Source organism: Chimaeribacter californicus (assembly GCF_002858675.1).
In the GTDB taxonomy this organism is placed as follows: domain Bacteria; phylum Pseudomonadota; class Gammaproteobacteria; order Enterobacterales; family Enterobacteriaceae; genus Chimaeribacter; species Chimaeribacter californicus.
Genome location: NZ_PJZF01000003.1, coordinates 33,153 through 47,169, shown reverse-complemented (window position 1 = coordinate 47,169; position 14,017 = coordinate 33,153). Strand labels below are relative to the sequence as shown.

Below are 14,017 nucleotides of genomic sequence, written 5' to 3'. Positions count from 1 at the left end.
GCCTGCCCCGGCGCGGCATGTTTACGTTTACAGCGCCCACGCCCGCCAGCAGGCGCTGACCTTAGCCGGCGAGGAGAGAAACAGCGTGGGCAGCGCGCAGTCAGCCAGGCGTTGCCGGTGCCTTTTTCTGTTTTGCGGTGTGGTCACGATCAGGTATTTCAGCATCTCCACGGTAATGCGATCGCGTTGATTTCCCATCGCAATGCCGCCCACCCGCTCACGTTCAAACAGCGTGCGGCGCACATAGCGCAGCAACATATGCGGTAACGCAATATCCAGCAGAATCACCCCGGTCGCCCGCTCCAGCCGCGCCGGCAGGCAGCGGGTATAATTCCCCTCCATCACCCAGTGTTCCTCCTGCACAGCCGCGCGATGCAACGCCAAAAATTGCGCTTCCGGCCGGGGCTGCCAGCGGGTATGGGGAAGGTGATGAAGCTGGTCAAGATGCACCACCGGGCAGGCCGTTTTCTGGGCGATGGCGTGCGCCAGGGTCGATTTACCGCTGTTCGAGGGGCCGAGGATGCAGATACGGGGGCCAAGGTCAGACAGGGGGATAAATGCAGTCATCGGGATGAACCTATTCAACATGGGAGGAACGGCAGACACAAACAAAGCCTGCTTTAAAAACAGGCTTTCCGCGTCCGGCGTCTCTGACTGAGATCGCCTTTGCCGGTAATACACGCATCAATAAAGTAAAAGGGTAAGCTTAGCTGTTTTCACTAAGGCGCTCTGGGGCGGCCTCAACGCAGAGTATGGCCGTGCTTCTGCGGTAGGAACATACGATAACGGCTAACCCGAGCAGACAGGCGGAAATAATAACAAACCGGCTGTTGATTAACTGCGAAAGCGTTCCCCCTAACAGGGCAGCAGGCGGCATGATACCCCAGGTGATGAAGCGAAAGCTGGCGTTGATCCGCCCAAGAAGGTATTCAGGGCTGACCAACTGCCGGAGGCTGATAATATTGACCACACCAATTGATGACCCCCAGCCTGCGCAGAACAGGAATACGCCGAGTAACCCCTGATCCCGGGGGGCGGCATGCGTCACGGTGCAGATAGCCAGGGTAAAGAGGCTGTAGATCACGCCCCCTACCATGATGCTGCGCCCGTGCCCCAGCCTTTCGCTGGCCTTACCGGCACAGAGCGCCCCGATCAACCCCCCCAGCCCCTGCAGCCCCAGGATCACCCCGACGTGCGTGGTGGTAAGACCCAGCGTCCGGGTGAGATAAACCATGATTTGCGGTGTCGCCGCACAGGCGAAGAGATTCCACACTGCGCCGGTAATCACCAGGCGACGTAACGGCGGTGAGTGGAAAAGGGTATGAATGCCCAGCTTGATTTGGCTGAGGCCAGAGAGGCGGGCACCTTCGGGAGGCGCCGGTTTATTCCTGGGGACGGTCAGGATCATGCCGCTTCCCACCAGAAACAGCAGGCTGTTCACTAACAAGGCCCCGGGAATACCGGCAATTTTTAACAGCATGCCGCCCACGGCAGGCCCGGCCAGCTCTGCCGCACCGGCAATGGCCGCCAGTGCGCCGTTGCCTTTGGCAATCAGCCTCCCCGGAACCAGCGCAGGGGTATACGTCCAGTAAGCCACTTCAAAATAGACATTCGCGGCGCCGACGATAAAGACCATCGCCGCCAGCGTTATCACTGACAATGCGCCGGACCAGACGATAAACATAATGATCAGCAGCAAAACGACCCGCAGAAAATTAGCGCAAAACAGCATCGCCCTGCGCTCCCACTTATCTGCGGAAACGCCGGCGATCAGGCTAAACATGATAAAGGGTAAACGTTCGCTGGCGGCGAGAAGCCCTACTTCAAACGGTGTCGCATCAAGAAAGGTGATGGCGATGAGCGGAATAATGATAATCACTATCGCCGTACCAAGCTGGGTGGCAATATCGCCCATACAGAACCGTACGAATGCCGGATAATGAAAAACCGAATCCCGTGTCGTCATGTTAATTTCTTCCTTAACCCGCCCGTGTATGCCATAAGCCTTACTCAACGTATTTTGCTGTTTCCAGGCCAATCAGCGCATCGATTTCACTCAGGAAGCGATGCCCTTTTTCAGCCACTTCCTGCGGCGTGTCGGCCAGAATAATGACATGCCCCATAATGCTGAAATTGCCCTCGTAGCGCCCAATCTCCCTGCCGGCATAGATATTCAGCGTATTGTGCGGGATCGCATAGCGAGCCAGCAGCGCCTCAAGCTGTTCCGGCCGGAAGGATGAGGAGATGGTGCCCCCATGTCTGGCCGCCACGGCCAGCGTAATTCCCGCATTGGTAAATTCATTGTCGTTGACCTCTACCGGTTCCCCCAGATGCAGGCGGATCAGGTACTCGAAAGGATCGTGGCCGGTCTGAATCTGGTACATGATCGGAGAGACGCTGCCCATCATCCGGGCATTGATTTCTACCAAGACCGGGCCGTTGCCGGTTAACAGCAACTCTACGTGATAGAGGCCGATCTGAATATTCAGGGCGGAAAACACGGCCTGCAGATAGGCTTTCATCTCTTCACGCGTCTGTTCCGGTAAACCGGAGGGCATGACCGCAGCCAGTTCCAGCAGGTCGTAATAATGCGCACGATAGCGGGTGGTGGTGGCGTAAAACATGACCTTGCCTTCACGCACGATCACCTCTGCGGAGTGCAGGGTGCCGGTCACATATTCTTCGATGATGTATTCATGGGACACCACGCTGTCAATCAGGGCGCTGTTGGCCCGATCGGCCTTCAGGTTATTGACATACTTGTCGAAATCGCTCTGCGTGCGGCAAATAGCGGAAAATTGTTTGGCAAAGCCGCGAATGGGTTTTACCACAAACGGCAGCGTGATTTTTTTCGGCCCCTGCAACAGTTCCTCTTCGTTTAACACCTCAAAATCCGGTGAGCGGATACCGTTGTTCTTCAGCGTGGTACGCAAGCGATTCTTAAATACCGCGTTGCCCAGATCCTGCGGGCTGGGGTAGCGCGTTCCCCATTTTTCAGCCGCACGGGCGGCCGCCATGATGCCGGTCTCGGCCGAACTGATGACGGTGTCGAACGGATTCTCTTTCACCAGGGTGTCGAGCACGGGGAAAAGATGCTCGTTTTCCAGGGTATCCACCTCAATATACCGGTCGACATGCCCCAACTGGGTTGCCAGTTTCGTCGGGTCTTTCGACATGATGCTGACGAAACTGGAAGATCTGGTCGGATGAATAAAGGTGACCTGGTGGCCGAGCCGGTGAGCGCTGTGGAAGGCGTTCAGGCCGGTGGGGGTACTGTCGATAAAGATAACGTGAGCCATAATCATTTCTCCTTGAACTAAAAATAAGCACTACTGTGGGAAACCGCAGATCAGCAGATTAAGAAAGAACAGCACGCTTAGCGCCGTGATGCAGAAAGTGGCGTTGGGCATACGGATGGGCACGCAGGCTATTTGCAAAATGGAAATGATGGCCGCCATAAGCAGCACCAGGGCGCCGGGCAGATAACCGGCCGTGTTCAGCAACAACATATTGGTAATCATAAATGCGGCATAAGGCGTTTGCAGGCCATACGCGCTCTCGTCCCCTGAGCCTGTCTGCAGCGTAAAGTGCGCCAGGCGTATGCAGCCAAACAGGACGATGGAGGCCGAAATAATGCCGGTCAGAAGGGGGGCATAGGCAAACTGCCGGAACAACAACAGGGCGGTAACCACATTGAAATTCAGCATATCGGCCAGGGTATCGAACTGTTTGCCGAAGGCCCGTTTCTCCTGCTGATGCGCATAAAAACGCCGTGCCAGCCAGCCATCAAGGTGATCGAGCAAAATAGCGATAAATACCAGCACGATAGCCCACCCCGGACGCTGGGCCAAAACCAGCATCAGTGCGGCGATCCCCGCCAGGACATTGACAGCGGTGACCAGATTCGCGCCATCTGTATATTTACCGGGCATCAGCCAGCGGCGGTGTTTCGGCATCATGACCGTTCCTGTTTTTGAGTGAAGCCGGCAGGGCGGCAGGCCGCCAGGCGCTCAAGCGCGGTATGGAACGTCGGTTCATCACAACACAGGACGATCCTGATATGGTCGGCGCAGCTTTGCCCGTAAATAATGCCGGGGACGGTGGCGACACGCGCAACCTGCAATAAGTAATCTGCGACGCTCTCGCCTGCGGTGGCAAAGCGTTGCTGTTGCGCCGGCGGCAAACGTTGATAGAGCCCCCGGACGCAGGGAAACAGAAACATTCCCCCCATCGGTGCGCGTGGCCAGCTGAACCCCAGCGCCGGCGTCAGCCGCTGTTTTGCCAGGCGTATCCGGGAGAGCAGCAGGGTTTGCTGGTCCGCCAGCCATTCGTCAGTGTGGGCGTCCTGGAGTATGCGCAAGGCAATCTGTTCATATTGGCGGTTAACGCCAAGCACCAGATAGTCGTGGGTTTTGCCGGCCGTGGCGATAAAGCCGGCGCTGCCGACCAGCCAGCCGATGCGCAGGCCGGGAATGCCGAATTTTTTGGAAAAGCTGTTGGCCAGCACCGTCCTGCCCGCCAGGGGATCAAAGCAGCGTGCGGGGTAATGCGGGCGGCCAAATGCCATGCTGTCATACACTTCATCGTGAATAACCCAGGCACCGCTGCGTTCTGCGCAACGCATCAGCTGTTGCCATTCATCGGCCGACAGCACATATCCCGAGGGGTTTTCCGGGGAATTGACAATCACCGCTTTTGCCCCGCCGAGCTGGCGGCGGAATGACGGGTCATTGTCAATCAAACCGGTGAATTCGGCATCGCCGACCGGGCGCGAAAAGCGCCGGGGCCGGCGGCCGAGCGCCAGCAGGGCGCGTTCATACAACATATAGGAAGGGTCGGTGATCGCCAGCGTATCCCCAGGCTCCGAGCAGCACAGAATCGCCAGGGCGACAGCCTCAACACCGCCGTGGGTGATTAAGACCTCGGTGTCAGGGTTCACCCTGAGGTTATAACGGCGCAGATACCAGTCAGCGATCGCCTGACGCAGCGCCAGGGAACCCAGCGAGTGCCCATAACGTTTCGCCGAGGAAAGAAACGCCTCGCGGGACAGATCGGTCCGGGCAATCTCTGCCAGCAAATGCGCGGGTGGGCCAAATGCCGGTTCACCGATGCTCATGTTCATGATATCCGGGTTGTCACGCGCCGCCTGCGAGATGGCTTTTGAGCCGTAAACACCGATGCCGGACAGCGTGCTGTTAAGCAGCGCCGGTTTTACCTGATCCACTGCGTTCGGGTCGCTCATGAGGTGACGATCTCCCCGGCCAGATGGGCAGCCCGCTGCAGGTCGCTGTGATTGTCCACTTCAATCCAGGGGCGGCCGGCGGCGTCGACGCAGGCAGTCGGGAAGCGGGAGAATGCCTGTTCAAAAATGTGGTAAAGCTGCATGTCCCCCTCAAACGGCAGGGTACTCAGCGCCCCAACGATAAACTGCCGTGCCGCTTCGCCCAATTTGACGAAGCAGATAAATTCGCCGAGGGCACCGTCACCGGGCCGGCTTTTTGCCGTTCCGTGCTCAATAAACAACAACTGTTCCACCTTGCCCTGGGGCGCGATAACCAGCGTATCGATGCAGGGGTTTTTGCTGTCGGAATCCACGGCAATGCAAATCTCGGCCGGGTTGTCGATGACCTGCCTGAGCAACGACGGCGGGATAAGCAGGTCGCCTTCATAGTAAATCACCGGCCCGGGGTGTTGGCTGAGGGCCAGCCAGGCGCTCCAGTCCAGATTCCGGGAGGTGAACTGTGGATTGTACGAGACACTAAAATGGCTGCCCGCCAGGGATTCAAACAGAATCTGCGCGACTTCCGCGCCACCGTGCCCCAGAACAAAGGTTTTATGCCCGATGCCGGCGCGGTCGAAGGATTCAAGCTGGTAATCCACCATTCGTCGTTTTCCAAGCATCAGACAGGCTTTATGCCGGGAGGTGGTCAGTGGCAACAGCCTGCTGCTTGAACCTGCCATTAAACATGCAAGACGCATTCTCAATCTCCTTGTATAAAACAGCCGCCGGGTGGCAGGCCGGGGGTTACTCGGCGCGTTCCAGACCGGTTGACCAGCTTGCGCCCTGCGCATGGTTAACAACGACCGCTTTACCGTGGTAAGCCTCATCACGCGAGAAGGTGCCGGTGTAACGGCCATCGATGATTATCGGGCCGATGCAGACCATTCTTGGGTTGTCCTGTTGATGCGGCAGGGTGTAAGTCCATATGTCATCAACCATCTCCTGCAGCACAAAAGAGCCGCCTGCTGCCAGCTGTTGTTCCAGCTGTGCCCGCCATTGCGGCGCCGTCATCTGTCTGCCGAACATCACCTGAAACCCGCACAGGCCCAGCCCCGGTTTTAACACCAGATTCTCCTGTTCGCGGATCGCACGGGCCAGATTGCCCGGGGTTAACATAAAGGTGCGGGGAATGTGGGCATCGATCAGTGCGCGCTCCTGCTCAGTGAACAGGTGGGCATAACCGGGATCGGTGAGCAGGGCCAGGTTTGCTTTGTTGTCGTAAACCGCACAGCCGGCCGGCACGCTGAACAGGTCTATCTGGCCCCGGTTTTCCGCCGCGGCCAGGGCGGCAATAAACGCGTTGTCAATGTGGTATTGCTGCTGTTCGGCGTAGACCCAATCGGTAAAAACGATGTCGATTTTTACGCCAAACGCATAGACGCCCGTGGGGGTGAAATGGACGTCCGCCGGTTTGCCGGTCAGGAGCCGGAAACCGCCCCGGCGGGCGATATGGCCGAAGTCAGGCCAGCTGAAATTCTCCTCCGGGATCTCATCCGGGTCGTCCAGCAATTCCAGCATGACCGGGGTGCGGCCGTCGGCCGGCGGCGTGCGGTGGCGGTGCAATGTGTCGGCCCAGAGGCGCCCCATGTCCGGCGCATAGAGGGTAATGCCCGCTTCCTGCAGCCGGTGGCTGAGCGGATGTGCCTGCAAAGTCGTGACATAACGATCGCAGATGCCCAGCCCGCCGAGAGAAGGGGTCACGTTCATTTCCACCAGTTTGAAGCCGCCGTGGGTCAGCAATGCGTCCGGCCTTGCAAACAGCCGGGCGCGTGCAATGATGCGCGGCGTGCAGAAGGCCAGGATCTCTTCACGCTGTTGCGGCGTCAGGCATTGCGCCGCCAGAAAGCGCGCGTAATCCCCGCCGAACAGGCGCTCCGGCAGGCTGAAAACGAGGGCCAGCAGCCGCGCGGCGCCGGTGCCGATCTGGGTCAGATGGCCGGGTGGGAACACCGCCGGCGGGAACGTGGCGCGCCAGTCGCCGGGGTGCACGTTGAGCAGGGCCTGGGAGAAGGCATCAGCGGACCGGGCGCCGCCCTGCGTGGCGTAAAAGTCCATAACCTGTTGGTCAAGCCTGTTTTTAAGCACCTGCGCCTCCCACATCCAGGGATGAAAGACGGGCGATGGCCTGATGGAAAACCTGCTCACCGGCGCAATTGGTTAACCGTAAGTGGTGCCGGCTTTCAGCGCCGTAAACGATGCCCGGCACCGTGGCGACCTGCCGCTCCACCAGAAGATACTCCGCGACGGCGCTGCCGGCATCCGGCGAGAAAGCGCGCCAGCGGGCGGGTAAGGCCGGATAAAGTGCGGAAACGTCAGGGAACAGGAACATGCCCCCCATGGGCCGGCGTGGCCAGCCGAAGCCCCGCGTCTCGTCCAGCGCTGACAGGGCGTACCGGTTACGGGCGGCCAGCATCTCCTGCTGCTGTTGCATCCAGTCGTCTACCCCCGGGGTGCTCAGCAGCCGTTCGGCGATAGGTTCGCCAAGAATACTCACCCCCAGACACAGGCTTTCGTGGACCTTGCCGGCGGCTTCAATCACGCTGGCGGGCCCAATCAGCCAGCCTGTGCGCAAGCCGGGAATGCCGAACTTTTTTGAACAACTGTTAATCAGCACGCTGCGTTCGCGAAGGGCCGGGATGCACCAGGCGTTAAGGTGACGGCGGGTAAACGCCAGGGTGTCGTAGACTTCATCATGAATGACCCAGCGGTCACCTGTGCGGCACGCTTCGGCGAGCGCTTGCCAGTCCGTGTCACTCATCACGTAGCCGGTGGGGTTCTCCGGAGAGTTGATCAGCACGGCGCGCGCCGGGGTGCGGGGATGTGCCGCCAGGGCCGCCGCATATTCGTTTTCGCCTTCAGGGCGGGGCAGCGGATGGCTTTTACGGTTCAACAAGTGAATGGCACGTTGATAAAGGGTGTAAGCCGGTGCCGCCAGCAGGACGCCGTCGCCGGGGTTGGTCACCGCCTGCAACGCCAGATTGAGGGCTTCAATCCCCCCATGCGTCACCATTATTTCGCGTTCCGGATCGATATCGATGGCGTAACGGCGCCGATACCACGCCGCTATTGCTCTGCGCAGCGACAGCGAGCCGCGTGAGTGTTCATAGCGCTTGACCGCATCCAGAAAGCGTTCTTTGCTGAGATCCTCCCGGCAGATCACGTCAACCAATACGGCGGGCGGGCCAAAATCGGGTTCGCCCATGCTGAGATTCAGGATCGCCGCGTTCGCTTTCGCTCGCTGGGCAACGCTCTTTGATGAGAGCGGGTTCAGGTGTTCCAGATACGCATTGATGGCTGGCATGGTATTCCTCTTATTCCTGATCCATTGACTGAGGGGTTACTGCGATGAGGTTACGCGCCAGCTGAATCAGGCGATCGTAATTCAGCATCAGCGTGGTAAGGGTGACGGCGAGCAACATACCGGTTTGCCATTGGCCGCTGACCAGCGACTGCATCACGAAGGCCAGCACCGGGATCAACGAATTCATAAAGGTAAACACGGTGACGCCGACCCACTGCAGGCAGGTTTGCGACAAAAAAGAGGGTAAAACCATATTGGCGACGATCAGGATCACCAGGTTGCGCAGGGTTTCCGGGCCTACCCACAATGCGCCGAACCCATGATGCGCACTCAGGTAAGCAGCGCTGCAGGCCAGCAGCATATAGCAGCGCAAAGACACCACCGGGACCGGGCCAAGCCCGCTCTGCCGGCTGAACCGCAGCGAGCTGACGTAGTAAACATACATCATGGCCCCCCCTGACATTGAGGTGTAAAGCACCCGCAGCGGGAAGGCGGAGAGAGCATGAATACACAGGATCGCCGTCAGGATGAACAGTGACTTCAGCCAGCGCCTTTCCCGCAGGCAACTGCACAGTGCCGAAGAAAGGAAAAATACGCTGATGAAAAAATCGGCGGAGGCGTGCGTCACGCTGTAATAAGAGCATATCCAGTTCAGCACAAAGGCGACGGAAAGCGTGAGCCACATGCGCCAATGGCGGCGCAGCGCGTTGTGATTGCGCCGCAGGCGGCGGAACTCCCACAGGTTAAACACCACGCAGGCCGCCAGAGCCATATAAAACAGGCTGATTTCTGGCGGTATGCCGCCGCCGACATGGCTTAAAAATACCTGTGAGGCGGACGTGAGGGCGATATACAGCAAGGTCAGTAATTGCCCGCGCGCCAGCTGGGCCGGGGGAGACTCATGGGGCGGGGTGGCTGAGGTCACAGACATATCAGGCTACCTCCCGTGGAAAGAGGGCTGAATACAGCGGCTGAGACCGGCAACCTAAACGCGCCTTAATCCGGGCATTGGTTCGGCCCATCTCAATCCGGCGGATACGTTGTGAAAACGCATATTGAACGCCGGCCGCGATCATGATGGTGTAAGGGCTGAAGCCCGACAGCCGGTAGTCAACGCCCCCGGCCCACAGATGCAGGCATTGCGGGTCGTTCAGGCAGATGGCGGCAGCCACCAGCTGGCCTTGATGTTCAACCTGAACCACGGTTATCAGATCGCCGCACGTTTCCAGGAAATGGAGAAACGCCGGTATCGGATAATAGTGCGGCGTCCCGTTCCGGGCGCTGGTGGCGTGGCAGAGTTTGACCGCCGCGGCCAGATCGGCGTCCCGCCCCGGAAGCACGCGGTAGCTGCCGCGATCGCTGTCGAATTTCCGCAACTGGCGTTTCATCTCGTGCCGGCCATCGCGCGGCAGGGCTGCCAGATAGTCCCCGAACCGTTCAAACGGCATAAGATCGATAAAGAAGCGGTCATGCATGAAATGGCAACGGTAACCCGCCCGCTCTGCAGCGCTCAATGACGGCCCGGCGCTGAGGTTGAGCAGCCCGCAGCCCGGAATGCCCTGCCGGCCGGCAAGCACCATGAGTTCGGTCATTACGCGTTGTGCGGCGTCTTCTGAACCCGGCCGGTGCAGGATTTGCGTGTCATAGCAATGGGCTATGTGCCCCAACAGCCCGCCGGGGGGAGCGGTAAAATGAAAACCAGTACTTTTGGCCAGCGTACCAAAGGGATCGGGTTGCGATTGCTGGTACACCACTAACAACGCCTCAAGCCGCTCGCCTTGCCATGCCGCCAGGTAATACGTCGCTAACGTCGGCAACAGGGGGTGACGTTCGGCTGCCGCCAGCAGGTCAGGGTGGTAAAAGGCCGGCTGCCCGCAGTCCCTCCACAAGGCGGCATAGGCCTGGGCGTTAATTTCCGCCAACTGATGATGACAAGAGAGGTGATAACTCATAGCGTGGGCCTTAGCGAAAGGGGAGCCGGTTGCGCGGTGACGGGGGCAGCCTGTGCGGTAAATTCAGCGAAGGCTGCCAGCAAATCATCGATATCCTGGAGGCTGAGCTCTCCCATCACCCCAATGCGGAATGAATTTACCGTCCTGTGTTTGGTGGGGTAAATCACCAGCCCGCGCTGGAATAAAAAGTCGTTCAGCCTGTGGATGTCGCACGGTATTCCCGGGTTTGGCGCCAGCGTGACAATTAACGGGGCGCAGAACTGTGGCTGAATTACCGGGCTGAAACCCAGGCGCGCCATACCGCCGAGCAGGCGGGCCATCCGTTGAGAATACGCCTGGTAGCGCGCATGCCGGCCGCCCTGTTGACGGTACTCGTCAATCGCCTGTTTCAGGGCCAGCATGATTTGCAGCGGCGGCGTGAAACGCCACTGTCCGTCCCCCTCCAGCGCGCCGGCCTGCGCCCTGATATCCAGGCTGAGCGTGCGTGGGGTGACGTGGGTGGCCAGCACACGCTTACGCACTAACACGAAGGCGAGGCCGGGCAGCCCATGCAGGCACTTATTGGCCGAAAGCGCGACGGCGGAAAGCGACGGCGCGCTGTAGTCCAGCGGCAGTACGCCAAAGGTGCTGATGGCATCAATCAGCAACTGGCAGCCGTACCTGTTTGCCAGCTGGGTCAGGCCATCAATATCATTGATCACGCCCAGCGCCGTTTCGAAATGCACGGCGGCGATGTGGGTCACCCGGGGCGTTTGCGCCAGGGCCTGTTCAACCTGCGCCAGGTCAATGCCCAGATGTGGCGGCAGCGTCAGTACCGAATGCGGGATCGCGTGGATGCGGCAAATCTCCACCATACGGGCACTGTAGACGCCGTTTTCGATAATCAACAGGTGGTCATCTGCCGCGGGCAGAGAACACAGCATCGCTTCGACGGCAAACGTGCCGCTGCCTGATAACGGTACGGCGCTCCACGCCGCATCGCCTCCGGCGATAGCCAGGATGTCCTCACGCAACCGGGCGCTTAAGTGGGTGGCGGCCGGGCTGCGTGACCCTAGATCCCGCCCGGCCGCCCGGCGCACGTGCACCGAGGTATTCAGCGGGCCGGGCGTAAATAAACGAAATTCCTGTGATTGCATCGTTGTCACCGTTCAACGGGATTGAGGCACGGTGCCGGCGTTGGTTTGCCGTGCGCTGTGCAGAGTCGGGGTGGAAACGTGAAAGATGGGATTGTCCGGCGTGGCCCATTTACTCTGGTAGGGATGTCAGGGGGTTTATCAGATTCCCCAGCCCGGAGTTCTGGCACAGGACAACGGCCGTTTTATTGGCCAGCCAAAGCCCGGAGGCCAGTGACAGCGCCTCACCCTCGTTTGAAGCCAGTACGTAGTGGGTTTCATCGCGAGCAATAACGTCATTGATCAGCGGGGTTAAATAAGAGCAGGGGACACCGGTAAAATAGTGTGTCCCTTGTTCAATCAATGCATCAACAAAATTGCGGACATTAATCATCTGCCATTTCCTCACGGATGAATAGAAAACCGGCTGACTCGTGCATTCACTGACCGTCGCGTTAACTGACGACCGCGTTAAAGGGTTAAGTATTTCTGTTCAGCCAGTTGTACTTCATATTCATTGGTGAGCTTGAAAACATCGTCCAGAGAGGCAATTTCACGTTCAACCTGTGCAACGCTATTATGCTGGCGGATATTCCGGGTAATAGCGCGCATCGCGGCGATGGAAGCACGCAGGCTATGATTAGCCCAGATAACCGTGGATACACCGGCTTCCCGGAACGCATCGGTCGCGGTGTTATAGTATTTCGTCGGTACAATGACGATCGGGCAATCATTTTCCCATTGGCGGCAAAACTCCATGATTTCCGCACCGTCTGATTGTTTAGAATGAATTAATACCGCATCGGCACCCGCACCGGCATACGCGTTGGCGCGTTTCAACGCTTCTTCCATGGGGCAGCCGCTGATAAGCGCTTCCACACGGGCAATCACGCAAAAATCATTGTCTAACTGGCTGTCTTTCGCCGCTTTTATTTTGCCGCAAAATTCACTGATGGAAGCCAGATCCTGCCCTGCGCCAATAAAAGAGTTTATTTTAGGGAATAATTTGTCTTCCAGACATACCCCGGCGACGCCGCGCTGAGAGAGCTTTTTAACCAAACGGCGGACATTATTAAAATTGCCGAATCCGGTGTCGCCATCCAATAAAATAGGGATGGCGGTGTTATCTACCATAAAATCAACAACGTCCATTACCTGAGTCCAGGACGCTTCATTCCTGTCGCTGAGCCCCATAGAGGCAGAAATAGAGAGCCCGGAAGCCCATAATGCCTCAAACCCGCTTTCTTCTGCTATTTTAGCGCTCATGGCATTATGGGCTTCCATCAGGAATGAGAGTTCTTTCTTTTGCAGTATGTTTTTTAAAGTCGATGTTTTTCTCATGGCATTACCTCAATTAGCATTGATATACAGTGATGGGTTAATAACTCGTCATACTGGTAGTGTCAGGTACTAATAAGAATAATTAAAGCAATAAGAATAAGACCCAATGATTACGCCCGTCATAATAGATGATGACAAGAATAACCAAAGAAAACTGCAATGACTGAATAATGCTTCATTGTCTTCGTACTAAAGAGGGTGGGGCGCTTCTGTTATTTTTAATTATTTACTTTATCTTGATGAGGTTGTTTAACAGGGAATTATAATAACTGTCTACCGTATTAAGACGTAGATTGGCGCCAATCCATATTTCTGCCATTGCGGCGGGTGATTTTTCCACAATTGGCGTGATGACCTGCTGCAACCAGCCTTCTGCATGGATGACATCAATCCCGATATGTTCGGTGTAGTAACGCAGATCCCGGTCAGTAAAACCAAGCCGTTTGCTGCCCAGGACTAACTTTTCATATTGACTGGGATCCAGCAATTCTGTAATAGCCAGGGCACCAATCAGCTTGAAATAATGTTCGCGGTTGGTCCCACCCAACATAAACAGGTTGTAACCGCTTAATCCTTGCCAGCTCAGGGTGTCGGCAAAATTATCTTACGGCAATGCAATGTGATGACGCATCAGCAAGTCTTTATACAAATTGACATGGGTATGATGGTCACTGCCTTCGCCGCACTCATCCCACATATTGCGGCTGAGCTCACCCCGCACCTCGGTACGTGCGCCTACCATCGCCATGGCGATGAGATCAAAAAACAACAAATTCAACGCACTGTCGCTTTTGAAGAAGGCGCTCATTTGCAGTTTTGACGCATCATGCTGCAAAAATGTATAGAGCGGATGCGTGGAGGCCCGGTGTGCCGACCAGAGTTCCCGCAGGCTTTCTGTAAACTGTTCCGGGCTCGCAGCAAGGGGTAACGGGACGAAATGCAGCGTCTCATGCGCCAACCATCTACGTTCTATCATTCGTTTGATCGTTACCATCACCGGGTGGTGCTGGTTTTTGCTTTCAGCCGTTAA

The 14,017-nt window shown here is 57.5% G+C and carries 13 protein-coding genes and 1 pseudogene; all 14 read right to left on the bottom strand.

Annotated features, from left to right (window positions below):
* Nucleotides 1–27 precede the first annotated feature (27 nt).
* The 14 genes and pseudogenes from CYR55_RS05070 to CYR55_RS23935 all read right to left on the bottom strand — a co-directional run bounded on the left by CYR55_RS05070 (nucleotide 28) and on the right by CYR55_RS23935 (nucleotide 13,963).
* On the bottom strand, nucleotides 28–567 hold the full coding sequence (locus CYR55_RS05070; protein WP_101815069.1) for a P-loop NTPase family protein: 540 nt from the start codon (nucleotides 565–567) through the stop codon (nucleotides 28–30).
* 139 nt (nucleotides 568–706) lie between these two features.
* Nucleotides 707–2,038 (bottom strand): MFS transporter, encoded by a 1,332-nt coding sequence (locus CYR55_RS05065; protein WP_241522085.1) that lies wholly within the window; start codon nucleotides 2,036–2,038, stop codon nucleotides 707–709.
* On the bottom strand, nucleotides 2,007–3,299 hold the full coding sequence (locus CYR55_RS05060; protein ID WP_101815297.1) for an ATP-grasp domain-containing protein: 1,293 nt from the start codon (nucleotides 3,297–3,299) through the stop codon (nucleotides 2,007–2,009). Before CYR55_RS05060 ends, CYR55_RS05065 begins: the two co-directional genes overlap by 32 nt.
* 30 nt (nucleotides 3,300–3,329) lie before the next feature.
* Nucleotides 3,330–3,959: a CDP-alcohol phosphatidyltransferase family protein gene (locus CYR55_RS05055; protein WP_101815067.1), complete on the bottom strand. Its 630-nt coding sequence runs from the start codon at nucleotides 3,957–3,959 to the stop codon at nucleotides 3,330–3,332.
* Nucleotides 3,956–5,242, bottom strand: a complete 1,287-nt coding sequence (locus CYR55_RS05050; protein WP_101815066.1) for a pyridoxal phosphate-dependent aminotransferase — start codon at nucleotides 5,240–5,242, stop codon at nucleotides 3,956–3,958. The genes CYR55_RS05055 and CYR55_RS05050 overlap by 4 nt, the downstream gene beginning before the upstream one ends.
* Complete coding sequence (locus CYR55_RS05045; protein WP_101815065.1) at nucleotides 5,239–5,979, bottom strand: phosphocholine cytidylyltransferase family protein; 741 nt, start codon at nucleotides 5,977–5,979, stop codon at nucleotides 5,239–5,241. The genes CYR55_RS05050 and CYR55_RS05045 overlap by 4 nt, the downstream gene beginning before the upstream one ends.
* Nucleotides 5,980–6,025: 46 nt before the next feature.
* Entirely contained in the window at nucleotides 6,026–7,366 is a 1,341-nt protein-coding gene (locus CYR55_RS05040) for a hypothetical protein (protein WP_101815296.1), read from the bottom strand.
* On the bottom strand, nucleotides 7,359–8,582 hold the full coding sequence (locus CYR55_RS05035) for a pyridoxal phosphate-dependent aminotransferase (RefSeq protein WP_101815064.1): 1,224 nt from the start codon (nucleotides 8,580–8,582) through the stop codon (nucleotides 7,359–7,361). Before CYR55_RS05035 ends, CYR55_RS05040 begins: the two co-directional genes overlap by 8 nt.
* A 10-nt stretch (nucleotides 8,583–8,592) precedes the next feature.
* Nucleotides 8,593–9,513 (bottom strand): hypothetical protein, encoded by a 921-nt coding sequence (locus CYR55_RS05030; protein WP_101815063.1) that lies wholly within the window; start codon nucleotides 9,511–9,513, stop codon nucleotides 8,593–8,595.
* A gap of 1 nt (nucleotide 9,514) precedes the next feature.
* Nucleotides 9,515–10,534, bottom strand: a complete 1,020-nt coding sequence (locus tag CYR55_RS05025; protein WP_101815062.1) for a GNAT family N-acetyltransferase — start codon at nucleotides 10,532–10,534, stop codon at nucleotides 9,515–9,517.
* A complete protein-coding gene (locus CYR55_RS05020) occupies nucleotides 10,531–11,670 on the bottom strand; it encodes a 2-aminoethylphosphonate--pyruvate transaminase (protein WP_101815061.1) in 1,140 nt (379 codons plus the stop codon). Before CYR55_RS05020 ends, CYR55_RS05025 begins: the two co-directional genes overlap by 4 nt.
* A gap of 109 nt (nucleotides 11,671–11,779) precedes the next feature.
* Nucleotides 11,780–12,040 carry a thiamine pyrophosphate-binding protein gene (locus CYR55_RS05015; RefSeq protein ID WP_101815060.1) on the bottom strand — a complete coding sequence of 87 codons (261 nt, stop codon included), beginning with the start codon at nucleotides 12,038–12,040 and terminating at the stop codon, nucleotides 11,780–11,782.
* Between the two features lie 77 nt (nucleotides 12,041–12,117).
* Nucleotides 12,118–12,987 (bottom strand): phosphoenolpyruvate mutase, encoded by an 870-nt coding sequence (gene aepX, locus CYR55_RS05010; protein WP_101815059.1) that lies wholly within the window; start codon nucleotides 12,985–12,987, stop codon nucleotides 12,118–12,120.
* Between the two features lie 226 nt (nucleotides 12,988–13,213).
* Nucleotides 13,214–13,963 (bottom strand): annotated as a pseudogene (locus tag CYR55_RS23935) (iron-containing redox enzyme family protein).
* Nucleotides 13,964–14,017 lie beyond the last annotated feature (54 nt).

What these genes read in the sequence shown, in the direction of transcription:
- CYR55_RS05050 (WP_101815066.1), bottom strand. Translation starts at nt 5,242, where the DNA reads ATGAGCGACCCGAACGCAGTGGATCAGGTAAAACCGGCGCTGCTTAAC.
- CYR55_RS05025 (WP_101815062.1), bottom strand. Translation starts at nt 10,534, where the DNA reads ATGAGTTATCACCTCTCTTGTCATCATCAGTTGGCGGAAATTAACGCC.
- CYR55_RS05060 (WP_101815297.1), bottom strand. Translation starts at nt 3,299, where the DNA reads ATGGCTCACGTTATCTTTATCGACAGTACCCCCACCGGCCTGAACGCC.
- CYR55_RS05055 (WP_101815067.1), bottom strand. Translation starts at nt 3,959, where the DNA reads ATGATGCCGAAACACCGCCGCTGGCTGATGCCCGGTAAATATACAGAT.
- CYR55_RS05030 (WP_101815063.1), bottom strand. Translation starts at nt 9,513, where the DNA reads ATGTCTGTGACCTCAGCCACCCCGCCCCATGAGTCTCCCCCGGCCCAG.
- CYR55_RS05070 (WP_101815069.1), bottom strand. Translation starts at nt 567, where the DNA reads ATGACTGCATTTATCCCCCTGTCTGACCTTGGCCCCCGTATCTGCATC.
- CYR55_RS05035 (WP_101815064.1), bottom strand. Translation starts at nt 8,582, where the DNA reads ATGCCAGCCATCAATGCGTATCTGGAACACCTGAACCCGCTCTCATCA.
- aepX (WP_101815059.1), bottom strand. Translation starts at nt 12,987, where the DNA reads ATGAGAAAAACATCGACTTTAAAAAACATACTGCAAAAGAAAGAACTC.
- CYR55_RS05045 (WP_101815065.1), bottom strand. Translation starts at nt 5,979, where the DNA reads ATGCGTCTTGCATGTTTAATGGCAGGTTCAAGCAGCAGGCTGTTGCCA.
- CYR55_RS05015 (WP_101815060.1), bottom strand. Translation starts at nt 12,040, where the DNA reads ATGATTAATGTCCGCAATTTTGTTGATGCATTGATTGAACAAGGGACA.
- CYR55_RS05020 (WP_101815061.1), bottom strand. Translation starts at nt 11,670, where the DNA reads ATGCAATCACAGGAATTTCGTTTATTTACGCCCGGCCCGCTGAATACC.